Raw genomic sequence first — 17,925 nt, 5'->3', positions numbered from 1 at the left:
CGCAAGCCCTGTTGTGAAATTCTTAAGTTCATTTATGTGGGGTGTGGCAGGGGAGAAGCGCGAAAGAGGCAAGCAGCAGAAAGGATGCTGCTTGCCTCTTTCGCTTGCTTATTTTACTAGACGAGGGTTAAATTAGGGGGGGAGGGATAAGATGAGTTGCTTAAATGCGGACATTCAACCCGAATTTGGCGGCTGGAGCGGTGTTCGTTAAACAATGCAGCAATTGATGTATTCTGCTCCAAGCGGAATTCAGCAATAGTTGTATTCTGTACAATTAAAAACAGTGAAAAGGTAGACTCGCCTCTTTTAACTGTAGTTTGTACAACTAAATTTGCTTGAATGGGTGAGAACCCATATACATGGACTCTTTAGTTGTACGAAATACAACTAAACGGAGAATCGTTTGTAAATCAGACGTTTTAGTTGTACAAAGTGCAGTTAAGCGTAACGGAGGATATACCGTAATCGGGTCATGTCAAACCTCAGCAGGCGATTTACCAAGGTTTTGTCACTAGGTTTAACCTGATACGGGTACTAGTTTAATAGTTGCATGCGTTAACTTAACAAGAAATGCAGTAGCTGGAGCGATACATTCCAAACAAAGTAGGGAGTGGGGATGATATATACTATGAAGCAGACAAAGAAACTTCTGGTGGTGTTGCTGCTGGCAGCGGGAATGAGCTTGGCGTTATTAATAGGGGGTAGCGCGGGGAAGGTGCAGGCCGCAGCCAAGGAATATCCGGTGCTGCTCAAGATCAACGATTATTATGTGGTCTATACGGCACCGAAGGCGCCTTATGTGGATTCACAGGGACGAATGATGATTCCATTGCGCTCGATCAGCGAGCTGCTCGGGGCGAAGGTCAGCTACGATGCCAAAAGTAAAACGGCTACAATCGGGATGGATGATGTAACAGTTATGTTCACGATTAGGTCGAAGTCCGTTTCGGTTAACGGGGCTGCTCGCTCCATGGATACGATTCCGGTATTGGAGCAGAATTCGATGTTCATCCCGGTTAGTGTACTGGCGGGCAGTTTGGGCATCGTGAGTAAATGGGATCAGAGTAATCATCTCTATACATTGACAGGGGACACTCTGATGCAGACGAATATTATTAAATTAGCGATAGAGGATTTGGAGAGAAGCGCCTTTGGAGCACCGCCGGGGGCGATTATCAGCAACGATGCTTTCCGTCCTGTCTCGTACACGTATGACGAGGTAAAGGGCAGCTTTACTGTCAAGTCGCAGAATATAACCGGAAATGATATTCCGGCAGGAGCAGCGGATGTGGCAGCATATGTGGTGTTCAAAGATTCAGTCCAGTTCCCGGTGCAGAAACGGGAAAGACCGGCTGTCGGGAAGGACGGGTTCACCTTGGTTACCGCTCAGAAGCAATCGCCCTATCCCCCGCTTTATTTGCTTGTCAAAGGGAGGCTGCTTGACCGCTCCCCCATATAATTACCTGAACAAAGGTGGAATCAGATGATGAAAGATATGCAGGAAATCGTAAACGCTGTTAGCGGCTTGAAGGAAGATGAAGTACACTTGTATTTCATGCGGATTCTGGCGCAGATCAAGCGGTTAAAGGAACAGAGTGAGCGGCTTGAAGCACCGCTTGATGAACATATCGCCGGACCGGTTGCCAGCCTGCTGGGATACTACACCAGTCTGATGGATACTCCCAAAAAGCGGGAATTCTGGGACCCCTCACCGGATTGTACCCATGTGCATATCGTGTGCGGTGATTCCTTCGCCGGAGGCATGAAGCAAGCGTTGACAGGGCTAGGCTGGACAGACTCGCACAAGCTTGTTACACTGCGGGAGAATTATGCCATAGGTCCGCTGGGCCAGCTGGATTCGCCGGAGGGAAGGAAGGCCCGGAGTGAATGGTTCTTCCAGAATATCGTGGGATACACTACCGCCACTGATGAGTGCGAAGAAATGTATTCGGAGCTTATGGATAAGCTGGAGCAGATTCCTGAACAGGCTCAGGTCGTGATCTGGACCAGCGGTAATGCTAATGAGCAGACCGGGCTGCGTCTTGCTGTTCATCTGCTGGGGAGCAGACAGAGCGGGATTGTGGTATGTGATGCCTGTGCAACTTGTGAAGAGCTGTACAACACTCCGGATGCCTCCATCAAATACCGTAGTTCCGGTGAGATTCCGGCCGATAAGCTTCGGGAGGCGCTGCTGCGCATTCAGGACGGCAACAGGCTTACTGCTGCGGATATCACGCGGCTGGACCTGGAGTGGCAGAACATCTCAGAACAGTCCCGGGTATTGCGGATATGGCAAGAGGATGCTGTGCTTGAGGTGCCGGCTGATTATTATGACAGCTACCTGCTGGAGAAGCTGGACTACCTGAAGCCGCCTTCCGGAGATGACGGATTCCTGAAATCAGCCCGGTTAGTTGGAGAGGCGCTGGGATATTGCGACCAGTGTATCGGGGACTCTTTTTTCGAATATAGGGTAAGAGAACTGATCTATAGCGGTATCCTGGAGATTAAGGGCGTTCCGACAGCGCTGAGATTCTACAGTGTCAGACGGAGAGCAAACTGAACATGGAAACAGTACGTTGAATGCCGGAAATTCAAAATTACATTACAATTCAGGAGGCAGCCTATGCAAACATTATTCCGTTATAACTGGATGGTCCGCGAGGAATGGTACAAATGGTGTGAGGAGCTGCCGGAGGAAGAACTGCTGAAGGAACGGACCGGCGGAATGGGCGGAATCCTGAAGACGCTGGTTCATATTATCGATGTGGAATTGAGCTGGATCCGGGATATGGAGGGGAAGCCTGATTTTCGGGCAGATTTCCCGGAATATAACACTCTGCAGAAGATCAGGGAGCTGGATGCAAGGTTCCGGCCGGAGGTAGAGCAGTTCGTGCTGGCGTGGCATGAGGGGCTGGAGCAGAACATACTGAAGGATGAGCGGGCGGATGGACGGGTAATTGAGGATGCCTGGGGTGAGATTATGCGCCATATTATCGCTCATGAGATTCATCATTCCGGCCAGCTCTCTGTATGGTCCAGGGAGCTGGGCAGGAAGCCGGTATCCGCCAATCTGGTGGGCAGAGGGCTTGCGGGCAGTTTGCCCGGCAGAGAATAAAGGGTGCGTTTAGTCCTCTTTCAGACTTGATTTTACACTGCCAGCAGGCATGAACAAGATACAAATCTGAGTGTTGAAAAGGCCGCATCCAAGGCGGGCGAAGCTTAGATTAGCTTTACAGCTCCGGCGGAAACCAAAGGTGACGCAGATCCACCCAGCCCTGGCTGTTGAAGGTAACGCCACGGACAGAGGGCAGATAAGCCGTCTCGGCAGGCTTCTCGTACAGGATGTGCAGCTGATGATCCCGGGTCAGGCTGTCCTCGATAATCCTGAAGCCCTCTGTCCGGGCAGCGGCGTCAGGCTCCCGGGAGATCATATGCAGTCTGCCTTCAATGTCGGCGCGGGTGCGCGGCTCAATATGCTGCGATAGTGTCAGATACAGATCGTACAGCCGCAGCTGTTCATCCTGATCACGGAGCAGAGAGAAGACAATCAGATCCGATTGCAGGCGGATCGGTCCCTTGAATTCCTCCGGGGATACGGAGACCACCTTACAGGCATATCCGTGCTGCTTCAGCCTTGCTGCAATGTATTCAGCGTCCCCGGCATACTGCGGAATGGTGGCAATCTGCAGTGCTGCCGCCGGAAGACCGGCTGAATGCGTGAAAGGTTCACGGGGAGCTTCATGCAGACAGGACAGAATATCGGCACGGAGAAGGGGATCGCTTAGCGGTCCCTTTTTTTTGGTGTTGCAGGTGACGAATTTGCGTACCGAGGATTCGGAATGAATCTTGCTCAGGGAGCCGGTACCCGCTGCCTGCGGATTCGGAATGACATGGAAGCCCGAACCCGTCTCGGAGGGTCCCGGCGCAAGCCCCCAGGGTACATAGATGATTTCCACACGGTCCAGATGAGCCCTCCCCTGAAAATAATAAGGGAACACCTCCAGCACGCAAGTATCCTCGCTCATCTCTACTACCTTGAAAGGCCCGGTTCCCGCAGGTCTTCGTCCAAATACATTCTCACCGATGGACTGCAGGTCACGGGGGACGATCGCCGCCCGGCTGGTGCAGAGGAACGGGAGGAAGAGCTCGTTCGGCTTCTTCAGCAGAATGCGGACGGTGGAGGCATTCAGTGCTCTAACTTCCTGGATTTCCTTGAAAATATAGCTGTACAGCGTCCGCTGTGAGGTAGACATCATCCGTTCAAACGAGTAGACTACGTCCTCGGCGGTCAGTACCTTGCCGTGATGGAACAGGACTTCTTTGCGCAGATGGAAGGTCCACGCGGTACGGGCTTCGTCGGTCTCCCAGGCATGGGCCAGACCGGGGATCACTTTGCCGCGTTCGCCGCTGCGGCCGACCAGACCGTCGAAGACATGGCTGGAAACAAAAGACTCTGCCAGCAGATTCATATACAGCGGATCGAAGGTATGCAGCTGCTGCGTGACCGGCAGCCGCAGCGTATCAATCCGCTTGTCGCTCTGCATCTCGGCATGATGCCCGAAGTAAGCCAGCAGCCAGCCCTGGAGTGTATCCTGCAGGGCGGAGGTGCGCGCATGTCCGCGGATTCCCTCCAGAGCGCTGCTGATATCCTTGCTGCTGATGGCCTGCATCATGGATTCCAGGGCAATATCCTCGGAGGCTGCGAGGAACACCAGCTTGGAGCGCCGCCCCCGTCCCCGGCTGGGCGTCCAGGTGATCCAGTTCATTTCTACCATTTTGCGGATCACATGCAGTGCATTGCGGTGGGTACAGCCGAGGGTCAAGGCCAGCTCATCGAGAGTAACAAGGACCTCTGCCGGGCCTCCATGATGCGAATGCAGCTTCAGAAATTGACTGTGTAGCTTCATTTATAGGGTTCTCCTTTCACAAAATAGGAAATTAATAATAATATATTTCTCTTTTTCTTCTTATTTTATCAGCTAGAATCAGGGTAGGAAAGTAAAAAGATGGAGGAATTTACCATGGACAATCAAACCGTATCCAAACCGGGGTTTGCGCGCGTTGTTTTGTTGGCCGCGTTTCTGCTTGCGCTTGTGCATCAGTACCTGTTCTACGGCAAGATGCCCGGAATCTCTTACCCGATTTTTGTAGTGCTGTTCTATGCCTTTATGCTCTATTTCGGCAAGGAGAAGCTTCGTAAGCACAACTGGTTCAGCTATATGTGGATGGGTTCGGTCTTACTCTTGTCGCTGACGTACGCACTGTTTGGCAACTGGTTTTTCTTCGGGCTTAATTTTCTTGTCATTCCGGCGCTGATTCTATTACATATGACTTATATGTTCAGTTACCGCCTGCCCGCCTGGAGCGGCTTCGGGCTGATCGGAGCGGCTTTGGAGCATTTCTTCCCCCAGAGCCTGCGCCACTGGAATACTGCAGTGAAGCTGTTACGCCGCAGACAGGGCGGAGTGTCTAATGAACGCAAGCAGGTTCTGATCCGTGTGGTGATCGGGCTGCTGATTTCCCTTCCGCTGCTGCTCATCGTCACCTCGCTTCTCTCCACGGCGGATGGGGTATTCAACCGGCTGCTGTCAGAGCTCCCGGGTTACTTTGATAATATCTCTTTTGGTGAGTGGGTCTCCAGGGCGTTGTGGATTATTCTGCTTGGACTCGGGATGTTCGGCTTTGTGTGGGGATTTATTGACAGTAAGTCCTATATCCGGACCTATCCGCCGAGCGGGCTGGATGCTCTGACAGAGCAGGATGTGACCGAACCGGAAGAGGAAAGCATCGGCGTTGATGATCCGATCATCATTACTACGGTTCTTGCGGTAATTAATGCCGTATACATGCTGTTTGTGAGCGTGCAATTCTCGTATTTGTTCGGGGCCTGGGAAGGCATTCTGCCGGATGGCAAGACGTATGCGGATTATGCGCGGAGCGGATTCTTTGAGCTGATTCTGGTGACAGCGATCAATTTCGCTATTCTGCTGCTCTCCTTGCTGGCGGTGCGCAAAGCAGGCGGAGGGCTGAAGCGGGTAATTCAGATTCTGCTCTATATTCTGGTTCTGTGCTCCATGGTCATGCTCTACTCTGCATACTCCCGGCTGACATTGTATGAAGAAGCGTATGGTTATACCTATATCCGCTTCCTGGTGCATGCCTTCATGATCTTCCTCGGGCTGCTGCTTGTTCTGGCTGCGGTGCGGATCAGCCGGGCAGAATTCCCATTGCTTAAGTGTTACATCGTGCTCGGTTTGTTGTCTTATGTGCTGATGAACTATATCGGGATGGATCATATTATCGCCCGGCAGAATATTCAGCGGTACGCCGCAAGCGGCACCCTGGATGCCAATTATCTGGCCGGACTGTCCGCGGATGTGGTTCCGGAGCTGATTGAGTTCAGCAGGCAGGAGAAAGGTATTCTTGACGAAGCGCTGCACAGCCGTTTGTCTGACCGGTCAGAGCCGCTGAAGAGCTGGCCATCCTTCAATCTAGCCAAATTCCAGGAGCGTAGGGAACTGGAACAATATTTTGAGAAGGGCGTTGCACACTAATATGGGGATAAAACGGATAGTATTTATTCTGATTGCTGTGATCATTGCGGGTTTCGGTGTCTATCAATTCTCGGCATATTCCGAAAAGCTGACGTCTTCCACAGACCTTGCCCGCGAAGCGATCGGCGGTGTGAACCTGCATGACAATATTAATGACAGTCATCTGCTTAAGCAGTTAGGCAGCCCGTTAAGTAAAGAGGATAATGAGCTGTATGATTACTATCATTGGGAGGACGGTCTTGTCACTGCCTCAGTTCATTCCGGCCCGGATGAAGGAATGATCAAGCGGATCATGATCACCGCCACGGATAATAACCGTTCGGATGATCCGCTCCATACAGCCTTGGGCATCGGACTCGGAGACAGCAAACAAAGTGTGCTTGACCTGTATGGAAGCAAATATTACAAAAGCAATGAGCAGACCGCAGATATTATCGGATACATTGATCACAAACAAGGGGTAACTTTGGAATTCTGGTGTTCTCCGGATGCAACTGTAGCTGAAATCCGCCTGGACGACGCCGATATGAAGTAAGGCCGGTTAGCCCTTTGCCCTGAAGCTGTGGTACAGTTTGAACATAAGCTTGACTTTACACGGCGGGAGAGGAAGAACGGCATGAATTCGATAGTAAATCCGGAGGCGGTACGCAGTCTTGCGGAGCAGAATAATCTTACGGCAATGTTCAGCAGCGGCGCAATTGCCCAAATGGAGCTTCGGCGCTACAGCGACGGGGACGCAGTGTGTTCGGTGGGCGACCGGCTGGAGAGCATGTTCATTCTGGTGCAGGGCAAGCTGAAGATTCATACCCTGCTGCCTAACGGCAAATCAATGCTGGTCAGGTTCGCAAGACCGATGTCGGTGATCGGGGATGTGGAGCTGCTACGCCAGTATCCGGTCAAGAATGAGGTGGTATCGGTGGGGGACAGCCTGCTGCTGGTGGCCGGAAGAAAGCTGCTGCTAAAAGAGTTCGAAGACAATACGGCGCTGCTGCGTTTCCTCGTCGGGGAGCTGAGCCACAAGCTGTATACGCTGGGCCAGACCTCGGCCATGAATGTGCTGTATCCGGTGGAGAACCGCTTCGCCAGCTACCTGATGTCACTCTTCTCGGACAACACCGGCGCTCAGCGGGTAGAAGAGATCCGTACCTCCAGCCTGACAGAGACTGCCGATCTGCTGGGGACAAGCTACCGGCATCTGAACCGGGTGGTGCGGCGCCTAATCGAAGAAGGGATCATTGAACGCAGGCGCGGCCGGCTAATTGTGCTGGATGAAGAGAGGCTCGCCATGCTTGCGAACGGGAATTTGTACGAATGAATCTAAGTGAACTCTAGCGAGACTGAGCAAACCTGGGTGAATGACAGCAACCTACTTACATAGCTATAGAAGTTTAACGCATAGAGTACTCTTCCAGAAAACCGTCATTTCCTGCCTTCTTTGGCCGGGGTGGCGGTTTTTTTGTGTTGTTTATGAAAAAAGGGTGATTTTGCTCTTGCATCAGGAATCCCGCTGAATCCCCCGGAAGCCGGGCCAAAGGAGAGCCAATGTATGCGAAAAACCGAATACAATGTGCTGCCATGGAGGTAATCGGGCCAATGTATGCGAAAAACCGAATACAATGTGCTGCCATGGAGGTAATCGGGCCAATGTATGCGAAAAACCGAATACAATGTGCTGCCATGGAGGTAACCGGGCCAAATGTATGCGAAAAACCGAACACAATGTGCTGCCATGGAGGTACCCGGGCCCAATGTATGCGAAAAACCGAATACAATGTGCTGCCATGGAGGTACCCGGGCCCAATGTATGCGAAAAACCGAATACAATGGGCTGCCATGAAGGTACCTGGGCCAATGTATGCGAAAAACCGAACACAATGGGCTTCCCTGGAGGTACCCGGGCCCAATGTATGCGAAAAACCGAATACAATGTGCTGCCATGGAGGTAATCCGGCCAATGTATGCGAAAAACCGAACACAATGGGCTTCCCTGGAGGTACCCGGGCCCAATGTATGCGAAAAACCGAACACAATGTGCTGCCATGGAGGTACCCGGGCCCAATGTATGCGAAAAACCGAATACAATGTGCTGCTATGGAGGTATGTTACTGTAATTCACGATTCTTATATTTGCCGCAATCTCCTGCTGAAACATACATTGCCTTAGAGCCGGATCAGCTGCTTCTGCATTGTTTCAGCGAATGCTCAGCTCCATTTCAGATTGGTTTAAGGATTGGAACGTAAGATACAGGCATGAGGAAAAGATTAGCAACATGCTTAAGGAGGGACGGGCCAGCACCAGACGCATGGAGCGTGCATGCAGGTGGATACACGCAGGATACATAGTGTACAAGCCCCTAAGGGCAGGGGTTATGCAGTATAGCTTACATATGGAGTGGAGGAATTCATGATGTTCAACAGACTTAGAGGGATACGTGCCAAAATCATGTCGGGGTTCGCCGCCGTTATTATCGTGTTCATTATCGCAATCGCGGGCAGCACATTATTTCAGGGGAAGGTAACCATGCTTACGGAGCAGATCAACCGTAATTACAGCAAGCTGTCACTGGTGCAGGGGTTAACCGATGATATCCGTACAGCAGATGGGCTGGCGGCGAGGTATGTCATGAGCAATACGGATGAGGAAAGAACGGCCAACCTGACTGCTTATGAAGCGATGATCCCGCAGATTACGGCGGCGGCGGAAGAACTGAAGGATGCGGGCCTGAACGAAGCTGAGCTTGCGGGAATTACGAATCTGGAGAGTGAATGGGGCAATTATCTGGCCGTGCTGGAGGAAGCTTTTGCATTAGCCAAAGACGGCAATTTCCCGGAAGCACAAAAGTCGTTTACGACGCTCTCTCTGGATACCATTATCGATTCACAGCTTGTATTTGAGAATATGCTGCATGAAGAAATTGCGAAGGAGCAGAGTCAGGCGGCTACCCATCGCAGCTCGTCTATGGTTACGAGTATGGGAGTCACGGGATTATCTGTCCTGCTGGCTGTGCTGATCGCGTTCGTGATGTCGGCACGGATTCTGAAGCCGCTGAGTGATGTGAACAAGCAGCTCAAAGAGATTGCAGACGGCGATGCCGATCTGACCCGCAAGCTGAGTGTGCGGACGAAGGATGAGATCGGTGATCTGGCCCTGAATTTCAATAAAATGACCGATAATCTGGCGGCGATGATCGGCCAGGTTAATGCTTCTGCCAGCGGCCTCGCCGCTTCTTCGGTCAAGCTGACCGCTGATAGCGGGATGACTGCTGAAGCGACTGAGAAGATTGCCGGGATTATGGGCGAAGTTGCTACTGGCACAGGCCGGCAGATGAATGATCTGCAGACCAACATGAATACGATTATTGAAATGTCAGCCGGGATTCAGCAGATTGCTGCCAGTGTACAGGATATTTCGGAAGCCTCTCTGCGCTCTGCCGAATATGCGGTTGCCGGAGATCACTCCCTGCAGTCCGCCGGCCGTCAGATGGATTCCATCAACGAATCCATTCAGTCCCTCTCGCACCAGGTCATGGGCTTCGTGAAGCGGTCACAGGAAATTGGCAGCATTGTCGGAGTGATCAAGGGGATTGCCTCGGAGACGAATATGCTGGCGCTGAATGCAACGATCGAAGCGGCGCGGGCCGGAGAGCAGGGCAGAGGATTTGCGGTAGTGGCCGATCAGGTGCGCAGACTAGCCGAACAGTCAGCTGAATCCGCCAATCTGATTGCCGAGATGGCGGCCGGAATCCAGTCCGATGCCGACCATGCAGTGAAGGTGATGAAGAACAGCATGAACGAAGTGCAAAGCGGAACTAATATCATTGAAGAGGCCGGACATTCCTTCCATGAAATCCGCAGCTCGATTGATTCGCTGGCCGGACAGGTTCAGGAGGTATCCGGGGCCGTGGAAGAAATCACGGCGGCTACGGAGGAAATCGTAGACTCCATCCGCACGGTTACGCAGATTTCGGAGACTACTGCGGCTAATACGCAGCAGGTATCCGCTGCCTCGCAGGAGCAGATGGCTTCGGTAGAACAAATTGCTTCATCTGCCAGCGCGCTGAGTATGCTGGCGCAAGGTTTGCAGGGTCTCGTGGCACGTTTCAACGTGTAGATTAACAGGCCTTCAGCTTATTTTCAGCTTGATCATGCAGAATAATTAAGAATTCTCTCCCAGAGAATATAACAAAGACCCTCGCCGGAAACGGCGGGGGTCTTTGTATTCAGCGGGTAGAAGCATTCATAATCATTCATGCCCGATGGACGAATATACTATTTCGCCATCTTTCTCCGGTAGGCTTCCTCAAGAATCTGAAGTAACCCTTCACTCCGTTTATGAATGAACGTCTCCCAGAACAGCCTGCCTTTCTCACTTAATTCTTGATCGGTGTAGCTGCCTTCTTCAAATTTCCCCCAGCAGCCATCTTCGGTAAGCTTGTCCCATCCCATATAATCTGCATACAACCGGTTGTCAGCAGGGATGCTGGAGCCCATAGACTTCGTCTGAACCCGTTCAGGGCATAACCACATGGCGGTGCACACCGACAATAACCCGGCATGCATCTCATCTAAACCTTCCAGACCGGCTTGCATCGCTGCTTCTGTCCAGGCATGAGGAGTGTTGTGATTTGGGGCAATCAAAAGAAGCTCGGGGTACTTGTAATTGATATGCTTAACAAAGGCCGCTTCCCAGTACGCTCCACCATGTCCATTGCATACTACAAACTTGGTAAATCCCTGTCTTGCTAAATTCATAATAATATCTTCTAACATTGCAGTTAAAATATTCGGGCTGACCGTTACCGTTCCCTTACAGTTGGCATGCTCTTCTGAAGTGTTAAACGGGAGGGTAGGCAGAACGTAGGCATTTAATGCTTTTCCATAGGATTCAGCATACAACTCTGCAATTAATGTATCCAAATGCATGGGAAGAAAGGGTCCGAATTGCTCGGTTGCACCAACGGATATAATAACGGTATCAATTCCGCTGGCTGCAACTTCGGTCGTTGTATTTTTATAACTAAGCATAATAACCTCCTGATCATATGGCCATTTAATTATCCCGTAGAATTACCTAAACCTTCATATATTGTCTATACAGCTCCTCAAAGGTACTATAGCGTTCGACCGGCCGGCCGGTGCGGTTATATTCTTCCAGATATTCATCCATCGCCAGCAGGAACTGCTCCTTAAATCCATCAAGCTGATCCGCATCGAAGTGTTGCAGCAGATCAAACCTCCGGGTTCCCCGCGACTCTGCCATTTCATCCAGGAACTGCTGTGCCCCCATTGCGGTATAGAAAGCATAGGATTTGTCTTTCATTTCGCTGCTTGCAATAACCTTATGGCGGTAATTACACCATAGCTCTTCATAGGTGCCCGCCAGATTATCGTAGGCCGGTACAGGCTGGATTACATATTTTTGATACAAGGTATTGTACAGATCATGGATGCTTCTTAGAAGGGTATAGGTGGTGCTTCGTATGTCATCCATAGTCTTGGCATGAATCACATCCATATATATCGTTTCAAAATCCTCAGGAATATACCGGTAGGCGGCAATTTCCTCCAGATATCGCTTAAGCCCTCTTTTAAAATACGTATTATTCAAATTTGTCAGTGCATAGACCAGATTGTAGACCACCTCGCATGAAGCCAGCCTGACGGTTCCGAGATCCTCAGCAAGCATGGTATTCGCATACTCCTGCTTGGCACTGTCGATCCACTTCTTCGCTCTGCCGATGCATTCGCTCCCGATAGGCTTAGCTAAAGTGTCCAGCGCCCTCTGTCTGTACGCATTGAATTTCTCCATATATTCCGGTTTGGCACAATAGAGCACCTGCAAATCTATCAGACTGGAGGTCATCGGACTCTCAAGCGCAGCCTGCTCTTCAATCCGGGTCTCCCATGGAGTGCAATAGATATCGTATCCGACATCCCCCAGTATGAAGCAGGAAGAGATGCCCCAGCCCTGATGGTTGTTATTGATGATAATTAGATCCAGATCGCTTTTGTCATGGAAATCTCCGGTACGAAAAGAGCCCGTAAGCCCGATCATTGCAATCTCCTCCGGATAATCCCGCTTGGCCCTCTCAATAACCATGTTAATGAGTTTCTCGTTTTTAAGGAATAGTTCCTGTTGGTCAGCTTCATTCATGTGTAGTTCCCCCTTGGCCCGTGCCTTGTGTATCCATTGTATAGGCATCCTGCCTGCGGGGGTATGCCGACTTTAGTTAAGTTTAAACTCTCCCGGTGTTGTTCAGTGGAATCGAGTGCTGCTCCGCTCAGGAGTGCTGCATAAAAATATGAAATCCGTATTTATGCACACACTAATCATAGAATACGCCATCGACCTCAACCTAGTGATATCTTATATTATTACCATAATTAGTTAGTTCATAGGCTCACTCCGGGTCCGGTCCGTTTCTCTTGCGCTTGCGGTTTGCTGTTCTGCATATTGACGCAAGGAGCGGACCGGTCTTTTGAATGTGTAAGGGAAGCAGTGGGGGGAGGAGTGAACTGGCTGATTGCAAAATTATCTTCAGGACTGCAAGAAGGCAGGGGAATCTAGGAGGCGAGGAGTATAAGGATAAGGATAAGGGGAAGGGGCATTTTTGAAAGCGCATACTTTAAGGCTGCATCATAAAATTATAGGAGGTGGTTGGCAGATGATTACCAGACACAAGGCTTCTGTGAAAAGGACATTCCTGTTGTACAGTCTGATTCTTGCGCTATGTGTGGGCCAGTTGGCGTTATTCCCGGCAGTGGGGGCAGCGGCAGGCAATCTGGCTCAAGGCAAGACGATTACCGCTAGCTCGGTCGGTGATGTGTATGTGGCAGCGAACGCCAATGACAGCAACCAGGGGACGTATTGGGAGAGTGCCAGCAATGCTTTTCCGCAATGGATCAAGGTCGATCTAGGCTCCAGCAGCAGCGTCAATCAGGTTGTACTCAAGCTGCCGTCAGCCTGGGAAGCAAGAACACAGACATTGTCCGTTCAAGGCAGTACGGATGATGCTTCTTACAGCAACCTGGCTGCATCTGCTGCCTACAGCTTCAATCCTTCCAGCGGCTCTAACACAGTCACTGTTAATTTCACTGCTGCAACAGCCCGTTATATTAAAATAACCTTCACGGCCAACACCGGCTGGCCTGCTGCGCAGTTATCCGAACTCGAGGTGTACGGAACTGCGGTTTCGGCACCGGGAACTTATGAAGCGGAAGCTGCCGCCTTGTCCGGCGGGGCCAAAACCAACACAGATCACACCGGCTATACCGGGTCGGCGTTTGTTGATGGTTATCTTGCCCAAGGAGCAGCGACAACGTTCACCGTTTCGGCTGCATCTGCTGGCAATTACAGCGCAGCGCTGCGGTATGCCAATGCCTCCGGCAGCACCAGGACGCTGAGTGTCTACGTGAACGGTACCAAGATCAAGCAGACCTCACTTGCTAACCTGGCCAACTGGGATACCTGGTCTACACAGGCAGAAATCCTGGCGTTAAATGCCGGAAATAACACGATTGCCTACAAATACGATGCGTCCGACTCCGGCAACGTGAATCTGGATCAGCTGGTCCTGACCGTCTCAACGGCCCCGACGGCTACAGCAACCCCCGTTCCGACGGTGGCACCAACGGTAGCGCCGACAGCCACACCAGTGCCAACGGCAACAGTAGCACCAACGGCTTCTCCTACTGTAGCCCCGACGGCCACACCAACCCCAACGCCTGCTCCAACCCCAACTGTCACACCATCACCTTCGCCAACTGCCTCGCCTACGGCCTCCCCAAGCGCGGGTCCTGGCTCGAACCTGGCAATCGGCAAAGCGGTTAATGCCTCATCTTCAGTCTTTACGTTTGTCCCCGCCAATGCCAATGACGGAGATGTGACTACGTACTGGGAAGGAGCGGGCGGAAGCTACCCGAACACACTGACTGTGAACCTTGGCGCGAACGCCAATGTGACCTCGGTAGTTGTGAAGCTGAATCCTGCAGCGGCCTGGGCTACCCGTACCCAAACCATTCAGGTACTGGGTCATAACCAGTCTACCGGCACCTTCACGAGTCTAGTTCCGGCCACGGTGTACACCTTTAACCCGGCCAGCGGCAACTCCGTGACCATTCCTGTCACAGCAACGGCCAGCGAGCTGCAGCTGAAATTCACCACGAACTCCGGTTCAAGCGCCGGACAGGTAGCTGAATTTCAGATCATCGGCACACCGGCTGCGAATCCGGATCTGACAGTAACGGCAATGTCCTGGAGCCCTTCCGCTCCGGTAGAGACCGATGTCATCTCGCTGAATGCTACCGTCAAGAATACCGGGTCTGCTTCAGCGGCAGCAACAAACGTCAGCTTCTATCTGGGTACCACGCTTGCCGGGACAGCACCAGTCGGTGCACTGGCCGCAGGTGCTTCGGCTACAGTATCGCTGAACATCGGCGCCAAAGATGCCGCAACCTATGCCTTAAGTGCAAAGGTCGACGAGAGCAACACCGTCATTGAGCTGAATGAAGGGAATAACAGCTTTTCGAATCCCGCATCGCTTACCGTAAATCCGGTATCCAGCTCGGATCTGATTGCTTCTCCGGTCAGCTGGTCGCCGGGGAATCCGGCTGGCGGGAATCCCGTGAGCTTCTCAGTCGCTATTAAGAATCAGGGAACGGCAGCCTCGGCAAGTGGTGCACATAACATCACACTGACCTTGACTGATGCGACCACCGGTGCGGTAATCAAAACGCTGACCGGTGCTTATAACGGTGTCATTGCCAGCGGAAGCACAACGGCTCCGGTTGCCCTTGGAACCTGGACCGCTGTGAACGGGAAATATAATGTAAAAACTGAAATTGCCGCAGACGCTAATGAACTGGCAGTGAAACGGGCCAACAACATCCAGAATCAGTCGCTGTACATTGGACGCGGGGCCAATATGCCTTACGATATGTATGAAGCGGAGGACGGGGTTGTCGGGGGCGGAGCAGTCAAGCTGAATCCGAACCGCAATATCGGTGATCTTGCCGGTGAAGCCTCGGGCAGAAGAGCAGTCACGCTGAATACTACAGGCAGCTATGTTGAGTTCACCACCAAAGCCAGCACTAATACGCTCGTTACCCGGTTCTCAATTCCGGACTCGGCAAGCGGTGACGGAACAACCGCTACACTTAATATCTATGTGAACGGCGTATTCAACAAAGCCATAACGCTGAACTCCAAATACGCCTGGCTGTATGGCTCAGAGATCAGCCCGGGCAATATGCCAAGCGCCGGTTCGCCGCGCCACATCTATGATGAAGCGAATATTATGTTCGACAGCACCATTCCGGCGGGCAGCACAATCAGACTTCAGAAGGACGCAGCCAACACTTCACAGTATGCGATTGACTTCGTCAGCCTGGAGCAGGTAGCGCCGATCGCTAATCCGGACCCGGCCAAATATACGGTTCCGCTCGGCTTCACGCACCAGGACGTGCAGAATGCGATTGATAAGGTCCGTATGGATACAACCGGCAACCTTACCGGTGTATATCTTCCAGCCGGATCGTATGAAACCTCGAACAAGTTCCAGGTCTACGGCAAAGCGATTAAAATTGTCGGAGCCGGACCCTGGTATACCCGGTTCTATGCACCGGTCAACCAGTCCAATACGGATGTTGGCTTCAGGGCTACCGATTCAGCGAACGGCTCCACCTTCTCGGGATTTGCCTATTTCGGCAACTATACCTCACGCATTGACGGTCCCGGCAAAGTGTTCGACTTCTCCAATGTAGCGAACATTACAATCGACAACATCTGGACCGAACATCAGGTATGTATGTACTGGGGGGCGAATACCGACTACATGGTGATCCGAAACTCCCGTATCCGCAACACCTTCGCCGACGGCATCAATATGACCAACGGCAGCACGAACAACCTCGTGTCCAACAATGAAGCACGGGCGACCGGAGATGACAGCTTCGCGCTGTTCTCGGCAATCGATTCCGGCGGCTCGGACATGAAGGACAATGTATACGAGAACCTGACTTCGATCCTGACCTGGCGTGCAGCCGGTGTAGCCGTCTACGGCGGTTATGCCAACACCTTCCGCAACATCTATATTGCGGATACACTCTGCTATTCGGGGATTACGATCAGCTCACTGGACTTCGGGTATGCCATGAACGGCTTCGGCGCATCGCCGACTACGAATTTCCAGAACATTTCGGTCGTCCGGGCCGGCGGACATTTCTGGGGCTCACAGACCTTCCCGGCCATCTGGGTATTCTCCGCCTCCAAGGTGTTCCAGGGCATCCGCGTCAGTGATGTGGATATCATTGATCCGACCTATCACGGGATTATGTTCCAGACCAACTATGTCGGCAATTCACCGCAATTCCCTGTAGCGGACACGATTTTTACAAATGTTACGATTTCCGGCGCGCAGAAGAGCGGCGATGCCTTCGACGCCAAATCCGGAGTCGGCATCTGGGCCAACGAATCGGCTGAAGCAGGTCAAGGCCCGGCGGTAGGTAACGTAGTTTTCAATAACTTGAAGATCCTGAACACTGTAACGCCTATTAAAAATACCACGTCGACGTTTACGATTACGGTGAATCCGTAGGGCTGAAATTGTATAGCTGATTATTGTATGGCTGAATATTGCTCAGCTGCATTATGCTAAGTTGCATGATATTCAGCATGCTGCAAAAAACCGCCTCCCGTGTGTCCGGGGGGCGGTTTTTCCCGTTGAACCGGATAACTGTCCTCCTTTGGACAGCAGAACCTGTTCATCTTGGAACCGGGTCTAGGACTGTTTGTACAAACAGCCACCAAACTGCGGAAATCCTGCAGGTTATACAACATTTCAGGCTCAAGCTCGCCTAACTGCGGAAATCCTGCATATTTTACAACATTTCAGGCTCTGTCCAGCCTAAAAAGACGGAAATATTGTATGTTTTACAACAATTAAGGAGTTATCTTGCTTATCTGAGGAAAATTATTGTATTTTGTACAACAATCCGTAATTTGGCTCGCTCATCTGCTGAAAATCCTGCATAAAGTACAACAATTCCGGTTGTGTCCCACATTACCGGTGTTATCCCTGCTAGTTAGTCCTGTGTCCGCGCTAATCCTTACTATTCTCGCAGCCCTTGCAGCCCTTGCAGCCCCCGCCGCCACACCCCCCGCATCCCCCTGCCGCCACGTACTACACATCCCCCCACAGATCGCCGTTCAGCACTAAGTACACTTATACAAGCCCTCTGACTCCACTATTCAAGCGGGCATAGGCGGTTCAGTATTCTGTCCGTGGATATTAGCAGGGTTTCTGGCTTAAGAGTAGCCCCTCTGAAGCCGCCAAATCGACAAGTGCCACCCGGTAGCGATACAATGGATGTT

General features: G+C 51.7%; 11 protein-coding genes. 8 read left to right on the top strand and 3 right to left on the bottom strand.

Going from position 1 to position 17,925, the window contains the following annotated elements:
* The first annotated feature begins 628 nt into the window (after window positions 1–628).
* The 3 genes from NYE33_RS26765 (at window position 629) to NYE33_RS26755 (ending at window position 3,115) form a co-directional block, all read left to right on the top strand.
* Window positions 629–1,459, top strand: coding sequence for a stalk domain-containing protein (locus NYE33_RS26765; RefSeq protein WP_341068270.1), 831 nt, complete (start codon window positions 629–631; stop codon window positions 1,457–1,459).
* A gap of 24 nt (window positions 1,460–1,483) precedes the next feature.
* Window positions 1,484–2,560, top strand: a complete 1,077-nt coding sequence (locus NYE33_RS26760; protein WP_341068267.1) for a DUF1835 domain-containing protein — start codon at window positions 1,484–1,486, stop codon at window positions 2,558–2,560.
* 63 nt (window positions 2,561–2,623) lie between these two features.
* Entirely contained in the window at window positions 2,624–3,115 is a 492-nt protein-coding gene (locus tag NYE33_RS26755; protein ID WP_042136186.1) for a DinB family protein, read from the top strand.
* Window positions 3,116–3,230: 115 nt separating this feature from the next.
* Here NYE33_RS26755 and NYE33_RS26750 read toward each other — a convergent pair whose 3' ends face one another.
* On the bottom strand, window positions 3,231–4,907 hold the full coding sequence (locus tag NYE33_RS26750; protein WP_042136189.1) for an ABC transporter substrate-binding protein: 1,677 nt from the start codon (window positions 4,905–4,907) through the stop codon (window positions 3,231–3,233).
* Between the two features lie 114 nt (window positions 4,908–5,021).
* On the opposite strand from NYE33_RS26750, the gene NYE33_RS26745 reads away from it, so the two are divergent.
* The 4 genes from NYE33_RS26745 (at window position 5,022) to NYE33_RS26730 (ending at window position 10,665) form a co-directional block, all read left to right on the top strand.
* The gene (locus tag NYE33_RS26745; RefSeq protein WP_083705663.1) at window positions 5,022–6,554 is read left to right on the top strand and encodes a DUF4153 domain-containing protein; all 1,533 of its coding nucleotides are present in this window, start codon (window positions 5,022–5,024) and stop codon (window positions 6,552–6,554) included.
* 37 nt (window positions 6,555–6,591) lie between these two features.
* Window positions 6,592–7,089 (top strand): hypothetical protein, encoded by a 498-nt coding sequence (locus tag NYE33_RS26740; protein ID WP_341068265.1) that lies wholly within the window; start codon window positions 6,592–6,594, stop codon window positions 7,087–7,089.
* An 81-nt stretch (window positions 7,090–7,170) separates the two neighbouring features.
* Window positions 7,171–7,869: a Crp/Fnr family transcriptional regulator gene (locus NYE33_RS26735; protein WP_171719768.1), complete on the top strand. Its 699-nt coding sequence runs from the start codon at window positions 7,171–7,173 to the stop codon at window positions 7,867–7,869.
* Window positions 7,870–8,958: 1,089 nt separating this feature from the next.
* Window positions 8,959–10,665, top strand: a complete 1,707-nt coding sequence (locus NYE33_RS26730) for a methyl-accepting chemotaxis protein (protein ID WP_083705783.1) — start codon at window positions 8,959–8,961, stop codon at window positions 10,663–10,665.
* Between the two features lie 158 nt (window positions 10,666–10,823).
* Here NYE33_RS26730 and NYE33_RS26725 read toward each other — a convergent pair whose 3' ends face one another.
* Together NYE33_RS26725 and NYE33_RS26720 are read right to left on the bottom strand one after the other, a co-directional pair.
* Window positions 10,824–11,579: a creatininase family protein gene (locus NYE33_RS26725; RefSeq protein ID WP_341068263.1), complete on the bottom strand. Its 756-nt coding sequence runs from the start codon at window positions 11,577–11,579 to the stop codon at window positions 10,824–10,826.
* A 46-nt stretch (window positions 11,580–11,625) separates the two neighbouring features.
* On the bottom strand, window positions 11,626–12,708 hold the full coding sequence (locus NYE33_RS26720; protein ID WP_341068261.1) for a nucleotidyltransferase domain-containing protein: 1,083 nt from the start codon (window positions 12,706–12,708) through the stop codon (window positions 11,626–11,628).
* 511 nt (window positions 12,709–13,219) lie between these two features.
* Between NYE33_RS26720 and NYE33_RS26715 the strand changes: the two genes are divergently transcribed.
* Window positions 13,220–17,149, top strand: coding sequence for a galactose-binding domain-containing protein (locus NYE33_RS26715; protein WP_341068259.1), 3,930 nt, complete (start codon window positions 13,220–13,222; stop codon window positions 17,147–17,149).
* The last annotated feature ends 776 nt before the right edge of the window (window positions 17,150–17,925 follow it).

It is taken from the genome of Paenibacillus sp. FSL R10-2199 (genome assembly GCF_038000235.1).
Classification (GTDB): domain Bacteria; phylum Bacillota; class Bacilli; order Paenibacillales; family Paenibacillaceae; genus Paenibacillus_AQ; species Paenibacillus_AQ phytohabitans.
This window is presented reverse-complemented; position numbering and strand designations above follow the sequence as displayed.